Source organism: Taibaiella sp. KBW10 (assembly GCF_003852495.1).
Taxonomy (GTDB): domain Bacteria; phylum Bacteroidota; class Bacteroidia; order Chitinophagales; family Chitinophagaceae; genus Edaphocola.
On record NZ_QAJI01000001.1, the window covers coordinates 185,671 to 207,518 of the forward strand.

Consider the following 21,848-nt stretch of genomic DNA (forward strand, 5'->3'; position numbering starts at 1 on the left):
CAGGGTTTTAAAACATCTTTTTATGAAAAGGTTCTATCAATATGATTTTTACATCCAACTAGGTCTGTTCCTTTTGAGTGTAGCCATGCTCTGTTTACATTTTCTGGCACCTGGATTACAGTATAAAATGTTCACGAGTAGCGGTAGCCTTTTAACCGTCCTTTACCTCGTTCCTGCCATCAGTTATATTATTCGCTGCCGACAAGCCTATCCCAAAGACTATATCTTCAAATTAAGCGGCATAATTGTCTTCCTACAGCTAACCGCACCCATATGGATCATTTTCGGCTTTATTTTTATCTATAAGGCAGGCCTGTTTGCCATTCCTGTTTTAATCCTGCTGGTTATTTTATGGTTTATAGGAAGAGGGCTTTATGTCTTCCACACCTATACAACATACCGGCAGTATGGCCCTTCGGGTACAAAAGAAGGTGCTGATGCACCAAACGACGCCTCCGATCTCTCTCCAAAAAAATAAATTTATAAACACCTCAACCGATATTTTATGAAAACGTTTCTAAAATATGATTATTACTTCCAACTATTCCTGTTGCTGGCCGGCATCGGACTAATTCTCACGGAACTGCTTTTCACAGGCCTTGCTTATTCCGGCGCCCTCTATGTCTTCATCGGTGGCGCACAACTGCTCAGCTTTTTGATAAGATTATGTATGCCCTACAAAAAGTCTGTCCATTACATAGTATATGGATTTATGATCTTACCGGTATGGTTGATTATTATGCTGTTCCTGCTCGATGGGATCAATGACGGAGCAAGCAGAAAGCTCTTCCTATATTGCTTGATTGCAGCCTTATTTTACAGCCCTTTAATGGCTATATCCTATATAATGGATTGCCGTGCCACCTATAGAAGACTAACTTTCAGAATACAAAAATTCCTTAACCTTAGCAATTAGGATTTATGAAAACGCTACAACACCATACATTGATATATGATAAGGATTGCCCGATGTGTACGCTCTATTCACAGGCCTTCATCAGCTGCGGTATGTTAGATGCCCAAGGCCGAAAACCATATGCTGCTATAAAAGAAGATAGCTACTGCGGGCTGGACCGCAACAGGGCGCGCAATGAAATTGCACTGGTCAATACCCAAAATAATCAGGTGCTTTATGGCCTCGATAGCCTGCTCTTGATTATCGGCAACCGCTTTCCGCTATTGGCAAAAATGGCAAGGATTGCGCCCTTGTATTGGTTGTTTAATAAATGCTATGCATTTATCTCTTATAACCGGAAACAAATCATGCCCAGCCGTATTAAGGAAAATGAGATCGCTTGTACGCCCGATTTCAACTTGCGTTATAGAATAAGCTATATTCTTTTTGTCATGCTCTTTTCCAGCATTATACTCAGTTTATACAGCCCAAAACTCGGTAACTTTTTACCACAACAAGCTCATTTTACCAGAGAACTGCTGATCTGTACCGGGCAAATCGCCTGGCAAACCTTATGGCTAAAACGCAGGCTGGGAAAGGAATATTGGGATTATATCGGCAATATGATGACGGTTTCCCTTATAGGAACTTTATTACTCCTGCCCTTACTATTTATCCAGACCAGCGCCCTATTCTCTCTGGCTTACTTCCTCGTTGTAGCGGGAATCATGCTTGCAGAACATTACCGGAGAATGACCCTATTAAATCTGGGTATCCTGCCCAGCATCAGCTGGGTGGCTTTTAGACTCGTCGCGCTCGGTATCATCTTCTTAATCGGATAGTTATGGCAAGTATATATTTAGAGACCTGGATCAATGCGCCGAGACAACTGGTTTTTGACCTGGCCAGAAGTATAGACCTGCACCAGGAATCCGCCCGGGAGACGAATGAAAAAGCGATTGCCGGCCGTACTTCGGGTCTGATCGGATTAAACGAAACCGTTACCTGGCGCGCCAAGCATTTAGGATTTTATCAGGAGCTGACCACAAGAATCACACTAATGCAAGTACCGGAGCGCTTTGAAGATGTGATGGAAAAAGGTATCTTTAAACGCTTACACCATATCCATTTATTTGAAGAAAAAGATTCGGGCACTTTGATGACAGACCAGTTTATATTTACCTCCCCTCTAGGATGGCTCGGCAAAGCAGCCGACCGTTTGTTCCTTACCCATTACTTAAAAGGGTTTCTGATAAAAAGAAACAAACTCCTTAAAAAACGGGCTGAGCACCTTCAAAACCAAAGCATATGAATTTCCTAACTGCCGAATGGCGTAAGCTGATCCTGATCAATTATACCGTAGACCCTGAAATTTTATTGCCTTACTTACCTGCAGGAACAGTACTTGATCTGTGGCAGGGGCAATGTTACCTTAGTGTGGTCGGCTTTATGTTTTTAAATACCCGGCTATGCAGCATTCCCATTCCCTTTCATTGCAATTTTGAAGAAGTAAACCTTAGGTTTTATGTAAAGAGATGGGAAGAAAACAAATGGAAAAGAGGAGTTGTTTTTCTTAAAGAAATGGTTCCCAAAGCGACGCTAAGCTTTGTCGCCAACACTTTTTATAAAGAGCATTATGAGACCGTAAAAATGAAACATGAAATCCAATATAGTATACAGGACTTATCGGTTTCTTATGCATGGCAGCAGAAACGCTGGCAACAGATTTCCGTAGTCGCGAAAAATGAATTGACAGACATTCTGCCCGGCAGTGAAGCCGAATTTATCACCGAACATTATTGGGGATATACCGGCATCAATACACTTAAAACATCTGCTTATGAGGTTGTACATCCAAGATGGCAACAGTACCCCGTATTGCATTATGAACTCAATATTGACTTCGGCGCAAGCTATGGCACGCCTTTTGAATGCCTGAACCAACAAACACCGGTATCGGTTATGCTGGCGGAAGGCTCTGAGATTGCTGTTAAAACGAAAAAACAAATCATATGAAAATAGTTATTGCCGGAGGCTCCGGATTTCTGGGACAGGCACTCAAATCCTACTTCACCCAAAAAGGAGCACAGGTTTTTATCCTGACGAGAACACCACAAAAAAGTGGCGATGTGTACTGGGATGCTAAAAATCCGGGAGCATGGCAACAAACCCTGGAGCAAGCCGATGTACTGATCAACATGACCGGAAAGTCGGTCGATTGCCGATATACGGAGGTCAATAAACACGCCATTTATCAGTCCAGAATAGACAGCACTACCCTCTTGCAGCAAAGTATCGAAACCTGTACCCAGCCGCCTAAAGTATGGCTGAATGCCAGCTCGGCCACCATTTACGTACATGCAGAAACACAACAAATGACAGAGGGCTCAGGCATTATCGGTGATGATTTCTCTATGAATATTTGTAAAAGCTGGGAAGCTTCGTTTTTCAAAGAGACAAGTGTACCTGTGCGTAAGGTAGCCTTGCGTACCGCTATCGTGCTGGGTAATGAGGGCGGCGCTTTTCCAAAATTTAAACAGATTACACGGTTTGGGCTTGGCGGGCAACAGGGTCGTGGGCAACAGATGATGAGCTGGATTCATATCGAGGATTTCTGCCGTGCGGTAGACTTTATCATGCAACATGAAGAAATCAGCGGTGCAATTAATGTGACGGCTCCAAATCCCATCCCCAACCGCAGCTTTATGCAGCACTTGCAAAAACGCATGGGTATACCCTTCGGCATTCCCAGCCCGGCGGCATTACTGGAATTGGCCGCTATGCTGATAGGTACGGAGACGGAATTGATGCTCAAAAGCAGGAATGTATTACCGGAGCGCCTACAGCAGTATGGCTTTTCTTTTAACTATCCAGACCTTTCGGCCGCCCTGAAGCAACTGATATAGAAATGCCGGCCAGAAATCCCGGCCGGCATGTGCTTGTATGTAGAATATAATTATTTCACTACCATTCTGAATCTCGCAAGAGATGCCATACGGGCTTTATTTAAAGAAAGCACGCCATTACTCACCGTAAAATTATCGGCAGTTCTCAGCACATTTAATAAAATTGGCTCCGCTTCTACGCCTTTACCAATGCAAGCCTTCATCGTAGAGATTGTTTGTCCGAATTTAATGCGGTTATGCCCGGGTACTTCAAAGTTGCCTCCAAAAGAATTACAACCGCCACTACCGCCAAAACGCTTTTCAGCAGCATCAAAGCTGATAAATGCTTTTTTCGCATTTTCACTATATTCACTCACTTCCTTGCCCTGCAATTCGATCAGTACCCATTTACCGCCATACAAAGCATCTGCATCCGTATTGTCGATGGCTGTAGATGGCCCTGCTACATCAACGACCGCCGTTTCCTGTTTTAACAACAAGGTGCCATAACGCAAGCCGGTCAATTGGCGCTCTCCTACTTTGAACTGCATATTGTTATGCGGCAGGGTAATCATGCTGCCGGCTTTATTCCATTTAACCTTACCCGTACTTATCTTGCCATTCTGTGTTAAACTATAAGTATTATCATCATTCAAAATAAGCTGTAAGTCTTTTCCCGTGCTGTAAATACCGCGCCAGTCAAGGCTATTTTTGGAAGAATGCCCCTTTGGGTGTTGTGCAACCGCCTGTAGGCTCATCATCGTAACGAAGACGATACTCAAACCTGTTTTTAATTTATTCATATTTTTTGTTTTTAGTTGTGTAAGTTTAAATATCCGAAAATGCACTATCATTAACCCGAATCATAAATATAAGGCAAAAATAAGCAATACCGTGCTTAGAGTCCTTTTTTGTCGAAAAATTTAAACGGAAAATATTATCGTTTCGTTAATGTGCTCATGCAGGCCAAAAAGGCAAAACATACCCGGTTTACCAAGTACAATTCAGCCACAGCTCTTTATACCACAAAGCATGCTCTGTACGTTATTAATTCAAGTCCGATTTCACAGAAAAACGTATTTTTGAGCATATGATTAAGTCTTCTTTACTCTATACTAGCGCTTTTGCAGTATTATTATCTTTTACAACGACCTTTGAGGCCAAGGCGCAAAGGCTAAGACCACCTGTAGGACAATGGAATACCTATTTGCCTTATGGTACTGTAATTGATTTCGACACAGACGGAAGCACTTTTTTCTGCGTATCTACTTCTTCTTTCTTTACGTATAATGAGAAGAACGGCGAAATAACGGCTTATAGCAAAGCCAATGGCATGAGCGATGTAGATATGGTAAAGGTAGGCTATGATGCCAGCACACAAAGTGCGGTACTCATCTATCAGAATGGCAATATCGACCTTTTTAAGGACGGGCATTTTACCAATATACCCGATTTCAAGATTACCACTGTATCGGGCGACAAAACTATTTACCATTTATATTGCAATGAGGGTTACGCCTATATCAGTACAGGTATAGGACTGCTCGTAGTGAATATCAAAAAAAGAGAAGTGAAAGAGACCATTCCTTTTTTTGAAGGCGTAAATCAAGGCTTGAACCGCGCGGCGACGGGTAAAGATAAAACCATATATGCAGCCACTTCTGTAGGACTTTTTAAATCGTCAACGGACAACCCGTTCCTGATCAATTATGCCAACTGGCTGCAATTGAGCCCCAAAAGTTTCGAATTACTCAGCCAGAATAACAATAATCTTTTTGCCTCTTCGGGAGATACGGTTTATGTGCTTAAAAACAATGTTCCAAGCCCCGTAAAAGTGATCAATACGAACAATACCATCAAAAGATTATGTGCCAGTAGCGATAATAATATGTGGGTACTCACCCAAGGACAGAATGGATCATCCAATTTTGCCCTTAAAATAGATGCAGATGGTAATACTATAGATTCCCTGCCCAATACCCTTGCGAATACTTTTGTCGATATGGGTGATGGTAAATACTGGTCATCTGATCAGTATGCAGGATTGAAAACACGCAGCAAAAGCGGCCCCGGTAATGACTGGAACAGTATCTACCCTGCCGGACCTTACTCCAATAGCGCTTTTAAAGTGTGGGCATACAATGGTGAATTCTGGCTGGCACATGGTGCCAGAGGACTTTCGGACTGGTTTATCAAGCAGAACCAGGATTATATGTCTAAATACTTCAATGGGGACTGGAAACTTTTTAAGTGGGATATGCTTGCGGCTACGCCACAGCCCTATGCCTTTACCGATGTATTGAGTGTGGTTAAAGATAAAAGCAGTAATGATGTGTATGCTGCTTTGTATAACGGAGGGATTGCAAAAGTAGATAAGGACTATAAAATAACGGTATATAAAAGTGGTTTCCTGGAATCAAACATAAGCGGCGATACCGGAAGTTACCGCTGTACCGATGTGGCCTTGGATAAAGACAACAATCTTTGGATCACACAAAGCACAGTACAAAATGTCTTAAAAGTAAAGACTAAAGAAGGCAATTGGTATAGCTTTAGGATTAATGGTGTGAACCATGGTGCCGCATTGGTTATTGATGACATCGGCCAGAAATGGTTTGCAGCGGGCATTAATGGCGGCGGCCTTGCCGTCTATAATGATAATGGTACAATCGACAATCCAAATGATGACCGGAGTATGGTACTCCGAAGCGGATCGGGATCGGGTAACCTGCCCAACAATAAAGTACTTAGTCTGGCAAAAGACAAAGACGGTGCCATGTGGGTGGGTACCGCAAGTGGTATTGCCATTTACAACTGCGATCTGGATATCAGGAATGGCCTTTGTGATGCCTATCTCAAGCCCTTACAGACAGCAGGCTATAACTTTGCCAACTATATGTTTGAAGGAATTAGTGTCAATAGCATCGCCATAGACGGCGGCAATCGGAAATGGATCGGCACCGATGTAGGTTTATTCCTTTTGTCAGATGATGCAGAAAATATTATTGCCCAATATACCGAAGCCAATAGCCCCTTATTGTCCAATACAATCATCAGTATTGATATAGACCCTGTTTCCGGTGTCGTATTTGTCAGTACCGATAAGGGTTTATGTTCTTTTGGAGGAGCGGCAACGGAAGCGGGGGGCGAAATTGCGAAACCCTTATATGTATACCCCAACCCGGTGCCTTCCGGTTATAACGGGATGATTGCCATAAGAGGAATGACTGCTGTTTCTAATGTGAAAATTACAGACATAAACGGACAGTTGGTGTATCAGACGACTTCAACGGGCGGCCAGGTTGCCTGGAATGGCATGGACTATACCGGACGTAAAGTACAATCGGGTGTATACCTTGTTTTTGTAGTGAGTAAAGACGGCACACAGAAAGCAAGTGGCAAATTCATCATTCACGAATAAAATACATGATTTCATCGACCAGTGGTATTGTCTTGCGTACGATTAAGTATGGCGAGACAAGTGTGATCTGTAGTATTTTTACAGAAGTCTACGGATTGCAATCTTATCTGGTAAAAGGGGTAAGGACCGATAAAAAACAAAGTAAAAAAGGTAACATCCTGAGGCCGGGTAATATTCTTGACTTACAGGTATACCATCAACCGGCAAAGAACCTGCAATACCTTAAGGAATTTCAGCTGGCCTGTTTCTACAAACATATTGGGGAAGACATTATCAAAAACAGCATCCTGCTTTTTTGTGTGGAAGTGCTGTCTAATTTTCTGATTACAGAAGACGAGCAATGTGATCTTTATGACTTTGCCATAGACTTTCTGCATTACCTTGATGCAGCAGATCCTAAAAAAATTGCGAACCTACCGCTGTATTTTGTAATCCAAACGGCACAAATCATGGGTTATGGCATTCAAAATAACTATAGCTCCAGCCATTGTTATCTGAATACCTATGAGGGGCGCTTTGAAATGGCCATGGGCAATGCTTTGCCCATTTTCGACAAGGAGCTTTCCTTAGCCGCAAGCCAATGTTTAGTCCCCCATTCCACAGATACTTTTGCTGCCCTTTCGCTGCCGGCTTTAGACAGGAGGTATTTATTGGAAGGTTACCTGCATTTCCTGCAAATACATGATAATAATTTCAAACCCTTAAAATCGCTGGAAGTGCTTCAGGCTATTCTGCATTAGCAGCTTTCAACTTACTTCTGCGGTAGCCGTACAGACTATAAATCAACAATCCGAATCCCATCCAGCAAAGGAATACAATCCAACTGTCTTTAGGAATCTCGATCATTAAATAAAGACAGCACAAAAGCCCTAAAACAGGGATAATGGTGTATTGTTTCCAAGTTGCATATACTGAGATCGCGGTAGCGATGATCACAAACAAGACAAATAAAACATCATGATAACTGGCATCATAAATATGCTGATAAATCAAGCTGAATTTACTCCAGGAGAAAAACAAGAACACGGCTAATAAAACCGGAATAATATAACGGGAGTTTACATAAGGGAGTTTAAATCTTTGCTGCGGGCCCGCTTTAGGTAAACGCAATACCCCACCACAAACCAATACAAAGGCAAATAAGGTACCGATGCTCGTAAGATCGGTAACGATACTGGCATCGATAAACAAGGCCGGTACCGCAACCAACAAGCCGGTGATTACAGTTGAAAACGCAGGCGTTTTGTACTTAGGATGTAATTTCCCAAAGCGCTTCGGCAACAAGCCGTCACGGCTCATGCTCATCCAGATACGGGGTTGCCCGATCTGGAAAACCAACATTACGCTGGTCGCTGCAACAACGGCACTAAAGGAAATGATCTTGCCCAAAACAGGTTTATTAATTTCCTCAAACACGAAAGCCAGGGGATCGGTGATGTGTTGAAACTTACTATAATGTACCATACCGGTAATCACCAAAGCCGTAACCACATAAATAACAGTACAAATGATCAATGAATAAATCATGCCCCTGGGCATATCCCTTTGGGGATTTTCACACTCTTCTGCCGTGGTAGAGATGGCATCAAAACCAATATAAGCATAAAAGACAGCAGAAACCCCGGACAAAACACCTTTGAAACCATTAGGCATAAAAGGTGTATAATTATCGGTATTGATATAGAAAAAGCCGACAGCGATCACCACTACCAGGATTAATAATTTTACGATCACCATTGCATTGGCACTTTTTTTACTTTCCCGGATACCAATATAAGCCAGTATGGTCACAATAACCACAATAACAAAGGCCGGCAGATTCATAATAATCCGCATATCTCCCAGCATCGGTGCCGTTTTCCAGGCTCTGGCCGGGATGTTATCCAAACCGGCGGCAAAGGCAGCCTTCGCCGTTTTCACATCGGCAATCAACCATTCCGGGAGGTGGATATTGACGGCATGCAGCATATTATTAAAGTAACCGCTCCAGCTGATCGCGACCACAATATTTCCAATCGCATACTCCAGGATAAGCGCCCAGCCAATGATCCAGGCAAAGAGTTCGCCAAAGGCCACATAAGAATAAGTATAGGCACTGCCCGATAAGGGAATGCGCGCTGAAAACTCGGCATAACATAAAGCCGTAAAGCCACAGGTAACGGCAGTAATGATAAATAGAAAAATAACCCCGGGTCCTCCTTTAAAGGCGGCATCTCCGATGGTACTGAAGATCCCGGCACCAATAACGGCAGCAATCCCCATCATCGTCAGGTCTCTCGCCTTCAATGTCTTCTTCATGCTGTGCTGTTCCTGAGTAGCCATCAGATCAGCTGTTTCCTGCAGTTGGGCAATCGTTTTTTTCCTAAGTAGTTTTTCAAACATAATTTGTATTTTGTGGTATCCCATTTAAGGAAATAAACATTTCCTTAAAACGAGTAGCTGAAAGTATAAAAATATTTCGAAAGTTCCGTAAAAGCAATTTGGGTTTACCTCAATAACCTAATCATTCGATTCATGATAAGACTACTCCTGTTTATATTCCTGTTGACAACATCTTCTCTTTTGTTCTCCCAAAACATGGACGGTCCATCCTCTTTCAATTACAAGAAAGCATGGCAAGAGGTAGATTCTTTTGGCAAGCAGGCGAAACCTGAGTCTGCCAAGAAAGCAGCACTAAAGATTTTGAGGATTGCCGACAGTCTAGGCGATCGCCCACAAGTGATCAAAACAAAATGCTGGATCTATACCTTCGAAAAGATCCAGGACAAAGATCCTACAGACATCATCAAAAAAACAGAGAAGGAAGTCCTCTCGGCAGACAATTCTATCGACAGAGCAATCTGGTGCAATATTGCTGCCAAAACTTACGAAATATACATTTCAGAAAACGGGTATATATTATATGACAGAGCAAGGTTAAAAGATACCATAAAGGAAGATATCAGCACTTGGGATATAAATACTATAGAAAAAAGAATGCGCTATCTGTATCTGGCTTCTATTCAAAATAAAAATGAACTGCAAAGCACAGACTATCGAGCATATCTACCAATTGTCACACAAGAAGTACATACTGAAAAGCTTAGAAATAGTTTATATGACCTATTGGCAGCTGATGCGATTCAATTTCTTTCCAGAAGTAACCAATATAGCACCAATGCTATTGATCCCTTTAAAATAAATGATGCTCGGTATTTCGCTCCGGTTAAAAAATTCATTGAAAGACCACTGCCTTCAAGAGACAGCAATAATGCAGGCTTTCAAACAATGTGGCTGTATCAAAACATCTTAAGCCATCATATCAGCCAACAACAAACGGATGCATTGATTGATGCGGATATATCTAGGATTGCCTACATCTATAGTAAAGCAAACTTGCCGAATCTCGATTCTCTGTATATAGATGCATTAGACTATATCGTCCGGCAATATCCGGGTAATGCCTACGCAGGGCAAGCTAAATATCTTATATTAAACCATATATACCAACACTATAAAGACTACAAACCCAAATATACCCTAAAGGACATACATGACAGCCTGCGTCAACTGGTAGAGCAATATCCAAATGGTGAAGGGTAACTAATGCACAGAATCTCCTCTATCAAATCGAAAAACAACATATTGGGATTACAACAGAAATGGTGAATATCCCAATGGAAAATATAAAAGCCTTAATTTCTTATACAAACCGTAAGGATATAAGAATCGAGATACACCGTATTAACGCCAGTCAATTTTCACAAAAAGACACTACAGTAAACCAAATCGTACAATCAACAATCCAACAGCTAGTCCATTCCGAAGACTTTGAATCTCATAGCATTGAAATCAATCTAGGCGCCTACCCCATTGGTTTTTATGCAGTCGTATTAAGCAGTGATACCCAAAAATTATTTCATTTTTTCCAGGTAAGTCATCTGCTCCCGGTATCAATCAACAGATCAAAGCATTACATTGTCAACAGAAAAACGGGATTTCCGGAACAACAAGTTACCGTATGGTACCGCATTAATACGCCAAAAATCGCCTATCAATACCTGGGGATCAGTAACCCATCCGGCCATACGATACTGAGAGCCCAAAAGGGTAATCTAAACAATTACACAAAAAAAGGTCATTTAATTTTCACACAAAATAGGGACACCTTATTATTAGACGATGATAACCAATATGATTTCGCCTATACGAAACAATATAAGCAACCTAGAGAAAATCATGAGCAAAATGGGCAAAAAGTAACCCATTTCCTGTTTACAGATAGAAGCATATATCGCCCCGGACAATCGATACATTACAAAGGAATCGTAATACAGTCAAAATACAACCTTACTGATGCCAAAGTACTTAGCAAAAAAAAGGTAACCGTTGAATTTAACGATGTCAATGGACAAACGATAGCAACACAAACAGCGATCACCAACGAATTCGGTTCCTTCGCGGGTACGTTTATTGCTCCCGAAACTGGTTTACTGGGTGAGATGGAGATTAGTACGGAAGAAACAGATCATGAGATTAGTGTAGAAGAATACAAGAGGCCCAAATTTTATATTGAGTTTGATACGATCAGACAACATATAGGTATGAATACATGGGTAAGCCTTAGAGGACAAGCTAAGGCTTATGCGGGAAACCCTATAAGCAACGCTGAAGTAACCTATACTGTAGGCAGATGTGATGGATATAGCAAATATTACAACCAGAATAGATATTATGAAATATTTGACAGTGTAGCAAAAACAGATAGTGCTGGTTATTTCAACATTCGATTTATAACAATGGGTGACAAAAACGACGAGCAGGAAAGCACCTTCGTATTTGCTTATGAGATCAACGCTGAAATAACCGATATTAATGGCGAAACACGAAGTAAAACAGCCTACGTTAAGGCAGCTTATGTGGATCGTTATATCTATAATAATGTGCCGGGGACTATACGTACTGACCAGCCGCAAAAGATGCATGTCGGCTCTTATAATATCAATGAGACCTTTACCCCAACACAGGTTAAGGTTACCATAAAACAATTAAAAAAAGCAGACCGCCTATACCGATATAGGCTATGGGATGCCCCCACAGATACGCTGATGAGCAGAACGGATTTCCAAAAACACTTCCCTAATGACGCATATGGATTAGAGGGGGAGCTACAGAATCGTGAAATAACCGCTACCGTATGGGACACTACATATACAACCGGAGAACAACAGTTTTTAATACTCGATACTGCAATTTGGCCCTCGTCTTCCGGTTACTATCTGATCGAAACACGTGCACAGGACAATCTGGGTAAAAAGCTTATCGATAAAAAATATGTATTTGTACTTGATCCGGCTAATCCACAACAATATGACATTCCTATCGTAACCTATCATAATAAATATAAATACCAACCGGGGGATACGGTTTACAGCTTTGTATATCCGGCAGTTACAGATATATCACTATTCCAAAACAATTCGTGGAACAAAACCTACAACTGGAAAAATGGGCATACAATCACACAAAAGATTAGCGAAAGAGACCGTGGTACGGGATCACTCAACTGGATGTACATTTACAATGGAAGAATATATGCGACTACGGATTACTTATTCATTCCTTGGTCTAATAAAAATCTAAACATCTCCATTAAAACCCAAAGAGATAAACTATATCCTAATACAAAGGAAGAATGGACAATTACTGTAGAAGATTACAATAATAAAAGAGTAAAGACCGAAGTATTAGCCAGTATGTATGATGCGTCTTTAGACGAATTGAAGGAGCATAACTGGGCGTACGAAAAAATGTTCCAATCAGTGCATTCCAATTATTATTGGGGAGCTGCCTTGATTCAAAAAGAGCAGCATAAGCGGTATATCAATGTCCGTAATAAGATAATATATCAAAAGGTATATCCACAGTTCCGGTATCTTATTAATGACCCTAACCATTACGAGGTCATCCTATTTGATGAGATGAATAGTACTATGTTAAAAGATGTATTTGTCAACGCAGCAAAATTAGACAAAAGAACATATACCGGTTCTATAAATACAGTCCACTCGGAAGAATACCTTCCTGCACCGGCACTATTATTCAATGACAGTAATAAAGTATCCAAAGAAGTAAACCCAAGATCAAATTTTAAGGAGACCGCATTTTTCATTCCCCAGTTACAAACAGATACAACGGGAAAAGCAGTGTTAAAGTTCACTGTGCCCGAGTCACTAACAGAATGGCGCCTTATGGTATTTGCCCATACCAAAGATTGGGGTACAGGCTACTCAGAGCAAAAAATACAAACACAAAAAGAATTGATGGTCTCCCCTAATATGCCGCGGCTATTCCGGCAGGGAGACGAAATGGTGATTGCCGCCAAAATAAGTAACCAGACAAATGTTGTAATGCATGGTAAGGTATCTATAGAAATCCGGGACGCCCAAACGCAACAACTATTGAACCTACCCTTTAGCATTCAAACAAATGCCAAAGACGTTATAATTCCAGCTAAGCAGAGTACCAACGTCTCTTTCAATATAAAAATACCACAATCTATTTACACTCATGTATCCGTTCAGATAACAGCAACTGCAGGTGATTTTAGTGACGGGGAGCGTCATGTGATCCCGGTATTTAGCAACCGCATCTTAGTTACGGAAGCATTACCAATGTCTATACCTGCTCATAAAAAAAGTGGCGAATTCAATTTTGATCATCTAATAAGATATACAGATAGTTCGCAAATCACCTCTAAAAGGCTCATGATCGAGTACACAACAAACCCTTCCTGGTATGTTCTAACAGCACTACCATACTTGATAGAATATCCCTATGAATGTACTGAGCAGAAGTTTAATAAACTCTTTTCAAATGCGCTGGCTTTAAATATAGTTGAAAATACACCTGCAGTAGATTCTATACTGCACCAATGGATAAAAGCCGCAGACATACAACATTCAGTTTTAGCGCAAAACAATGAACTCAAAACCACTTTATTAACAGAAACACCCTGGGTACTGGAAGCCCAAAATGAACAAGAGCAACAAAAGCAGTTAGCTAGATTATTGGATACGAAAAGAACCAAAGGAGAGATAAGAAAATTATTAAAGGAACTTAAAGATTTACAGCAAGCCAATGGAGCCTTTTCCTGGTTCTCTGGTATGCCAGAGAACCTATACATTACCCAATACCTGTTAACCGGCATCGCCAGGCTAAAGGAGCTAAATATCCAACTTCCGGATACACAAGCCCTGCATCTGATCATAAAAAGAGGCATTTCCTTTTTAGATGAAATGATCAATAAAACATATATACAGCAGCAAAAAAACAAAACCCCACATTTGGATGCTCAAATCATTCAATATTTATATGTGAGGAGCTTATATCCTGAAGTAAAGATGAAAGATAGTGTCAAACTGATTACTAATTACTTCCTTAATATTGCTAAGACACAATGGCCTACTTATACCAATTATTTGCAAGGAATGATGGCCCTAACCTTCAACAAAATGCAGGAGCAGACCACAGCTCATCTTCTATTGGAATCCTTGTCGGAAAGAGCGGTCAAAAATGAAGACATGGGCATGTATTGGCCTAAAAAGCAAGGTTACTATTGGTATGAAGATCCAATAGCCACACAAGCACTACTAATCAATGCCTATACCGAAATAAAGCAAGATACAGAAACAGTCAGCCAACTTAAAACCTGGCTTTTTAAACAAAAGCAAGCACAGCATTGGGGTACAACAACCGCTACTGCGGAAGCTTGTTATGCATTACTTAAATCGGGTAGTGATTGGACCGAAAATCAGGTAAGGGTAAAAATCAGTTTAGGGGATACGATTATTCAAAGTCCGGCAGAAAATCCTTTCGGTTATTTAAAAACAAGTATCGACGGCAGCGCTATAAAACCAGAGATGGGTCATATAAAAGTAAACCTTCTTAATCATCAGAAGGACTATAAAGGGATTATCAGTTGGGGGGCAATATATTGGCAGTACTATGACAATCTTAATTCTATAAAAGCCACTCAAGAGACAAATCCTCTTCAAATAGAAAGGAAACTATATCTACTCAGCAATACTATTGAGGAAGCTGAATTATCCCCAATTGAAGAACAGCAGGAACTGAACATAGGCGATAAAATCATGATTCGCCTGATCATACATGCCGATCGTGACATGGAATATATCCACTTAAAGGATATGCGTGCTTCCGGATTTGAACCCTTAAGTATCCTAAGCACATATAAATATCAGGGAGGTCTTGGCTATTATGAAAATACCAGAGATGCTTCTACAAATTTCTTTTTTGACAGAATACCCAAAGGCACTTGGGTATTAAGCTACCCTGTAATCGTAAACCAGAAAGGCTCTTTCACCACCGGTATCACTACGATACAATGCATGTACGCACCCGAATTTGGCAGCCACACCAATAGTCAATTAATAAAGATTAAGTAATTATTTTATGGAATCTGCCGAAAAAAAACATCCTACTTTTGTAAAAATCGCTTTTTTGATAATAAAACACAATTATGCATAAGAATATTCGCGTCCTTTTGGCCTGTCTGCTCCTACTCAGCAGCCATGCCTTTGCTCAAAAACAAAGCCCCATAAGAATGTATGATTTTGAAACCGCCTGGAAAAAGGTAGACTCTTTAAATGAAAAACTCAAACCGGAGTCTGCCAAAAAAGAAGTCGCCGAAATCCTTAAAAAGGCTACCGGGCTCAATGATGAACCACAAATCATCAAGGCAAAAACCTGGCTCCTGGCCTTAAATAAATACCAGGAAAATGCCGAGCTAAATACAATCAAAGCTATTGAAAGCGAGATCGCCAAAGCTAAAAACAATACAGAAAAAGCGATTTGGTATAACCTTACCGCAAAACAATACCAAAGCTATCTGGACAATAACCGCTATCAATTATACAGCCGTACGCAACTGGCTGAAACAACAAGTGATGATATCAGCACCTGGGACATTAATGCGTTCCATCAAAAGATCGGTCAGCTGTATCAGGCTTCTATCCTGAACAGGAATGCCTTATTACAGATACCAACCAGCGACTATAGTGCAATCATCAATAAAGGTAAAAATACTGCAAAGCTGCGCCCTAGCCTTTATGATGTCTTGGTCTTCGATGCGATCGCTTACTTTTCTGAAAATGACCGCTACATTACACAACCGGCCTATGCATTTAAGATAGATGAGGAACAATATTTTGCTCCTGCCGCAGTATTTGTACACCTTAAGATAAACAGCAAAGACAGCAATGCGCTACACATACAAGCTTTAAAATTGTATCAGGAACTTATCGCCGTACACCTTAATGATAAAAATACCGAAGCATTGATCGATGCTGATCTGCTGCGATTAAGCTTTGCAAAAGAGAACAGCACGCTTAAAAACAAAGAGCAACTGTATACTGCCGCAATGGAACAATTAAAACAACAGTACCCCAATAGCCCTTCAGTAGCACAAATAAAATACCTGTTGGCACAAAGCAGCTATAGTAACAATCAAAGTACAAATATGGGCCGCGGTAAAAGAGGCGCGGTACAACCAACAAAGAAAACAGACCTTAGGGCCTTACAAACCACATTGGAAGGAATTGCCAAACAATATCCCAATACGGAAGGAGGCATCAATGCGCAGAATCTTTTAAATACGCTGGGTCAACGAACCATAAAGATTGATATTGAAGCCGTAAATATTCCTAATGAAAACATTCGTGCCTTAATTTCTTATAAAAACGTAAAAGGCATTGAGCTTTCCCTTTTCAAAATCAGCACCACCGCCTTCATCAATAAGGAAACCCAACTTAGCCAACCAGTACGCGTATGGCAACAAAACCTTATCAATAGTGAAGATTTAAATGATCATAGCACCGAAATCAAAATCGATGCTGTAGCCGCAGGACAATATGCCCTTGTGATAAAAGATAAGGACAATATCGTATCGCCATTATACCAATATTTCCAGGTAAGCGAACTAAGTGCTGTAAAATACCAGCATTACGGAGCGAATAGCGAGCGTACAAAAGGCGCTTATATTATTAATAGAAAGACAGGGTTCATGATTCCGGGTACCAGCCTGGCCTATAAAAAAGAGGACATCAAAGGCAATAAATGGACCGCCTTAGGCAGTGGCGATAAAGATGGCGTCATTAATGCAAACATAGGAAGGAACCAAATCGACTACAATACAATGCTCCTGCTGCATAAAGGCAAAGACAGTTTATTGATGCGCTATGCAGAAAACTATGGCTTTATCGATTATGAAAGCAATACTAATTACAAAAGCATGGAACAAACGCATGCTTTTGTATTTACCGACAGAAGTATCTATCGTCCCGGACAAACTATTTACTTCAAGGGTATTGTCATTAGAACCAATAAAGAGCAAACCCAAAACAATGTCGTTAAAAATGAAAAGGTAAGCATTACCTTTAAAGATGTAAATGCACAAACCATAAAAGAGGTAAGCTTCACCACCAATGACTTTGGTTCTTTTACCGGAAGCTTTACAGCACCCGAAAGCGGGCTGACCGGCCAAATGCAGCTGACGACACCTTATGGCGGCGCCTGGATCAGTGTAGAGGAATACAAAAGACCAAAATTCTTTGTCTCATATGATACGCTGAAAAATAATTATGCGCTTAACGATCAGATCACGATCAAAGGAACGGCTAAGGCTTATGCCGGCAATACCATTGGCGCAGCACAGGTTAAATATCGCGTAGTACGCAATACAAGATTTCCTTACTGGTGGCTTTCTTACCGCTGGGGTATCCCGATGAATACCAATGAGCAGGAAATGGCCAATGGGACGACGGAAACAGATGCGAACGGCAACTTTAGCGTATCCTTTAAGGCCCTGCCGGACGAAACCATTAATCCGGAAGCCTTACCGGTATTTCAATATGAAATCACAACAGACATTACGGATATTAACGGAGAAACCAGAAGTAATAATACCAATTTGTCTGTAGGCTACAGCAGCCTGGTTATTAGCGCCATTACCCCGGAACAGGCTATTGCGACAAGCTTCAAAAAATTAAATATCCGTACCGAAAACCTGAATGGCATTTTTACCCCTACAACGGTTGCTGTAAAAATCAAACAATTACAAGCTGCAGACCGTTTGTACCGTAACCGCCTATGGGAAGTCCCTTCAGACTTTGTCTTATCGGAAGAGGCCTTTAAACAAGCATTCCCGAATGATGAATACAAAGAAGAATGGAAACCGGAAAACAGGAAAGCACTGGCCACGGTTTGGGAACAATCCTATACAACTAAAGAGGATGATGCCTTAACGCTGGATGAAAAGATATGGTCTAAAACGGGTTATTATGAAATAGAAATTTCCGGGAAAGACAAAAACGGCAAACCGGTACAGGAGAAAAAATATGTATTTGTATTGGTACCTGCCGCTCCGGTTCAATATGACATTGCCTTATTCACAGCCCAAAAAGCTACGAGCTATCAGCCTAATGAAACCATGGAATTGTGGGTAAGCCCTGCTTATCATAAAGCAAACTTATTTCAGAAAAACACCTGGCAGAAAACCTACGACTGGCAGCAAAACAACCTGGTAAAACAGGCAATTACAGAAGCAGACAGAGGAGGTGCTACGTTAAACTGGATGTATGTCTATAATAACAGGATATACCAAACGACCAACCAGGTAATGATCCCATGGAGTAATAAAGACCTGAACCTAACCTGGGCAACCCACAGAGACAAACTGGAACCCAATGCCAAAGAAGAGTGGACCATTACCATTGCCGGAGATAAAAAAGAGAAAGTAGCAGCCGAATTAGTTGCCGGCCTGTATGATGCCTCATTAGATGCACTGCAACCGCATAACTGGAATTGGGAAAGCCTGTATCGCAACCGGAATGAGTATTATAACTGGCAGGGTTTTACGTTTAATACTAGCAGCGGGCAAGAACAGGGCAAAGATAAACCTTGGATCAACTATGAAAAGGTTTACCCTAATTTTTCCACTTTAGGCATAGACCCCGATGGTGAATATTATGATCTCCTTACAAATGAAATGCCGCGTAGAGGTTCCGGGCCTAAGAACTTCTACACCACAAAAATTGACAAAAGAACGTATACGGGCAGTCTCGCATCCATAGAAAGATCAGCAGATGTACAAGCGGCACCAGGAGTAGCTGCATCCAGCGAAGCACGCAGTCCTAAAAACAAATCTGTAGCACAACAAGAGGAAAGTAGCACCAAAGAACCAAAAACACCTTCTGTAAGCCCCCGTACGAACCTGAAAGAAACCGCCTTCTTCATCCCGCAAGTACGGACAGATGATAAAGGAAATGTGGTCTTAAAGTTCACTATGCCTGAGGCACTGACAGAATGGAAATTAATGGCCTTTGCCCATACGCAAGACTGGAAAACAGGGTACCTCAGCGGATCAATCAAGACCCAAAAGGAACTGATGGTCACGCCTAATATGCCCCGTTTTTTCAGACAGGGAGATGATATGACGATTGCTGCAAAAATCAGTAACCTTAGTAGCAAGGCCCTTAACGGTACGGCTTCTATAGAGATTTTAAATGCACAAACGCTGCAGCCGCTCAACCTGCCTTTCGGTTTCCGCACCAATGAGCAAAAATTCAGCGTTGCCCCGAACCAAAGCACAAATACGAATTTCAGCATTAAAGTACCGCAAGCGATTTACGAACCGGTCATCGTGCGTATCGTAGCCAGTGCCGGTAATTTTAGTGATGGAGAGGAACATACCATTCCAGTGATCACCAATCGCACGCTCGTAACGGAAACCTTGCCTTTACCGGTAAAAGGTAACCAAACAGCAACCTTTACCTTTGACAAATTATTACAATCGGGTCAAAGCAAAAGTTTACTGAATAAAGGATTAACTGTAGAATACACTGGCAATCCGGCATGGTATGCAGTACAGGCATTACCTTACCTGATGGATTATCCTTATGAATGTGCCGAACAAACATTTAATCGTTTTTATGCCAATGCATTGGCTGCACATATCGTAGCCCAATCACCTAAAGTAGCTGCTATCTTCAATTCCTGGAAGAATGAAGACTCCGCTGCCTTATTATCTAACCTGGAGAAAAACCAGGAATTAAAAACAGCCTTGCTGGAAGAAACGCCATGGGTACTGGAAGCAAAAGACGAGCAAACCCAAAAGAAAAACATCGCCCGTCTGTTTGAAACCCATCAAATGGTTAAATCTTTAAAACAATCGCTGCAAAAACTGGAGAAGATGCAAAAGGACAATGGTGCTTTTCCCTGGTTTGAAGGTATGTATGATAACCGATATATTACCCAATATGTACTGACAGGATTAGCCAAGCTCAAACACCTGAATGTAGCAGCGGCCACGAATAGTACTGTGGACAATATGATCAAAAAAGGATTGGTTTATCTGGATAAGGAAATCCAAAAAGACTATAAGGCGATCAACACAACACAACTAAAAGAGCACAATCTGGGTCAATTGCAAATCCAGTACTTGTACTTGCGCAGCTTCCTGAATCCTCAAATTGCGGTAGCACCTGACAGCAGAACCGCTTTTGATTATTACATCAATCAAAGTAAGCAGTTTTGGGCAAAGCATAATAATTATATGCAAGGTATGATCGCACTTTCTTTATTCAGAATAAAAGAAGTATCTGCTGCCAAAACCATCACCGCATCATTATCGGAACGCGCCATCCAAAACAAAGAAATGGGTATGTACTGGAAAAACACACCGGGCTACTGGTGGTACGAAGCACCGGTAGAAACCCAGTCTTTACTGATCGGTGTGTACAAAGAGATCTTAAACGATACGAAATCGGTAGATGAAATGAAGATTTGGTTATTAAAACAAAAACAAACCCAACACTGGACAACCACTACGGCTACTGCAGATGCCTGTTATGCTTTACTGGAAAGTGGCACAGACTGGTTGCAATACACGCCAAGTGTGACCATCCAACTGGGGGATAAAACCATTGTTTCGGATCAGGTAAAAACACAGGCTGGTACCGGATACTTCAAACAATACATTGCCGGTGAGGAAGTAAAACCGAACATGGGTAATATCTCAGTAACTGTCGATAACAAAACAGGGCAAAATACAGGGACCAGCTGGGGGGCCGCATATTGGCAATATTTTGAAGACCTGGATAAAATCTCCGGTGCTCAAAATGATGTGCCTTTACATATCGAAAAGCAATTGTTTATTGAACGAAATACAGATAATGGGCCTAGCCTGACCGCGATAAAAGAAGGTAATAGCTTAAAAATTGGCGATAAAGTTAAGGTAAGAATCATCCTGAAAGTAGATAGAACGATGGACTATGTACATATGAAAGACATGCGTGCAGCAGGTTTTGAACCCGTAAATGTACTGAGTGGTTATCGCTATCAAGGTGGTTTGGGTTATTACGAGGCAACAAAAGACGTGGCCACCCATTTCTTCTTTGACCATTTACCAAAAGGTACTTACGTATTTGAATACCCGGTTATGGTAAACCAAAAAGGTAATTTCTCAAATGGCATTACGACTGCACAGTGCATGTACGCACCGGAATTCAGTAGCCATAGCGAAGGCATCAGGGTCGAGGTTAAATAAATAAGTATAGTAAACAAATAACGCTAAAAAGGTTGCTCCGAG

13 protein-coding genes are annotated in these 21,848 nt (G+C 41.3%); 11 read left to right on the forward strand and 2 right to left on the reverse strand.

Annotated elements, in window-relative coordinates:
• The first annotated feature begins 22 nt into the window (after positions 1-22).
• The 6 genes from DBR32_RS00820 to DBR32_RS00845 are packed head-to-tail and all read left to right on the forward strand — an operon-like array spanning position 23 to position 3,801.
• Positions 23-478: a hypothetical protein gene (locus tag DBR32_RS00820; protein ID WP_124634390.1), complete on the forward strand. Its 456-nt coding sequence runs from the start codon at positions 23-25 to the stop codon at positions 476-478.
• A 27-nt stretch (positions 479-505) separates the two neighbouring features.
• Positions 506-916, forward strand: coding sequence for a hypothetical protein (locus tag DBR32_RS00825; RefSeq protein ID WP_124634391.1), 411 nt, complete (start codon positions 506-508; stop codon positions 914-916).
• A gap of 5 nt (positions 917-921) precedes the next feature.
• Positions 922-1,737: a DCC1-like thiol-disulfide oxidoreductase family protein gene (locus tag DBR32_RS00830; RefSeq protein WP_124634392.1), complete on the forward strand. Its 816-nt coding sequence runs from the start codon at positions 922-924 to the stop codon at positions 1,735-1,737.
• 2 nt (positions 1,738-1,739) lie between these two features.
• A complete protein-coding gene (locus tag DBR32_RS00835) occupies positions 1,740-2,207 on the forward strand; it encodes an SRPBCC family protein (RefSeq protein WP_124634393.1) in 468 nt (155 codons plus the stop codon).
• Positions 2,204-2,911: a YqjF family protein gene (locus DBR32_RS00840; RefSeq protein WP_124634394.1), complete on the forward strand. Its 708-nt coding sequence runs from the start codon at positions 2,204-2,206 to the stop codon at positions 2,909-2,911. The genes DBR32_RS00835 and DBR32_RS00840 overlap by 4 nt, the downstream gene beginning before the upstream one ends.
• Positions 2,908-3,801 carry a TIGR01777 family oxidoreductase gene (locus tag DBR32_RS00845; RefSeq protein ID WP_124634395.1) on the forward strand — a complete coding sequence of 298 codons (894 nt, stop codon included), beginning with the start codon at positions 2,908-2,910 and terminating at the stop codon, positions 3,799-3,801. Before DBR32_RS00840 ends, DBR32_RS00845 begins: the two co-directional genes overlap by 4 nt.
• Before the next feature lie 50 nt (positions 3,802-3,851).
• Here the strand turns inward: DBR32_RS00845 and DBR32_RS00850 are convergent, their stop codons facing one another.
• Entirely contained in the window at positions 3,852-4,583 is a 732-nt protein-coding gene (locus tag DBR32_RS00850; RefSeq protein WP_158605869.1) for an META domain-containing protein, read from the reverse strand.
• 287 nt (positions 4,584-4,870) lie between these two features.
• Between DBR32_RS00850 and DBR32_RS00855 the strand changes: the two genes are divergently transcribed.
• On the forward strand, positions 4,871-7,201 hold the full coding sequence (locus tag DBR32_RS00855) for a T9SS type A sorting domain-containing protein (RefSeq protein ID WP_124634397.1): 2,331 nt from the start codon (positions 4,871-4,873) through the stop codon (positions 7,199-7,201).
• Between the two features lie 5 nt (positions 7,202-7,206).
• The gene (recO, locus tag DBR32_RS00860; RefSeq protein WP_124634398.1) at positions 7,207-7,941 is read left to right on the forward strand and encodes a DNA repair protein RecO; all 735 of its coding nucleotides are present in this window, start codon (positions 7,207-7,209) and stop codon (positions 7,939-7,941) included.
• Here the strand turns inward: recO and DBR32_RS00865 are convergent.
• Positions 7,928-9,583: an amino acid permease gene (locus tag DBR32_RS00865; protein ID WP_124634399.1), complete on the reverse strand. Its 1,656-nt coding sequence runs from the start codon at positions 9,581-9,583 to the stop codon at positions 7,928-7,930. The genes recO and DBR32_RS00865 overlap by 14 nt on opposite strands.
• Before the next feature lie 132 nt (positions 9,584-9,715).
• Here DBR32_RS00865 and DBR32_RS00870 point away from each other — a divergent pair, with 132 nt between their 5' ends.
• From DBR32_RS00870 to DBR32_RS00880, 3 genes are all read left to right on the forward strand, one after another.
• A complete protein-coding gene (locus DBR32_RS00870; RefSeq protein ID WP_124634400.1) occupies positions 9,716-10,783 on the forward strand; it encodes a hypothetical protein in 1,068 nt (355 codons plus the stop codon).
• A 74-nt stretch (positions 10,784-10,857) separates the two neighbouring features.
• Positions 10,858-15,648 (forward strand): alpha-2-macroglobulin, encoded by a 4,791-nt coding sequence (locus DBR32_RS00875; RefSeq protein ID WP_158605870.1) that lies wholly within the window; start codon positions 10,858-10,860, stop codon positions 15,646-15,648.
• A 74-nt stretch (positions 15,649-15,722) separates the two neighbouring features.
• Positions 15,723-21,806: an alpha-2-macroglobulin gene (locus DBR32_RS00880; RefSeq protein WP_124634402.1), complete on the forward strand. Its 6,084-nt coding sequence runs from the start codon at positions 15,723-15,725 to the stop codon at positions 21,804-21,806.
• The last annotated feature ends 42 nt before the right edge of the window (positions 21,807-21,848 follow it).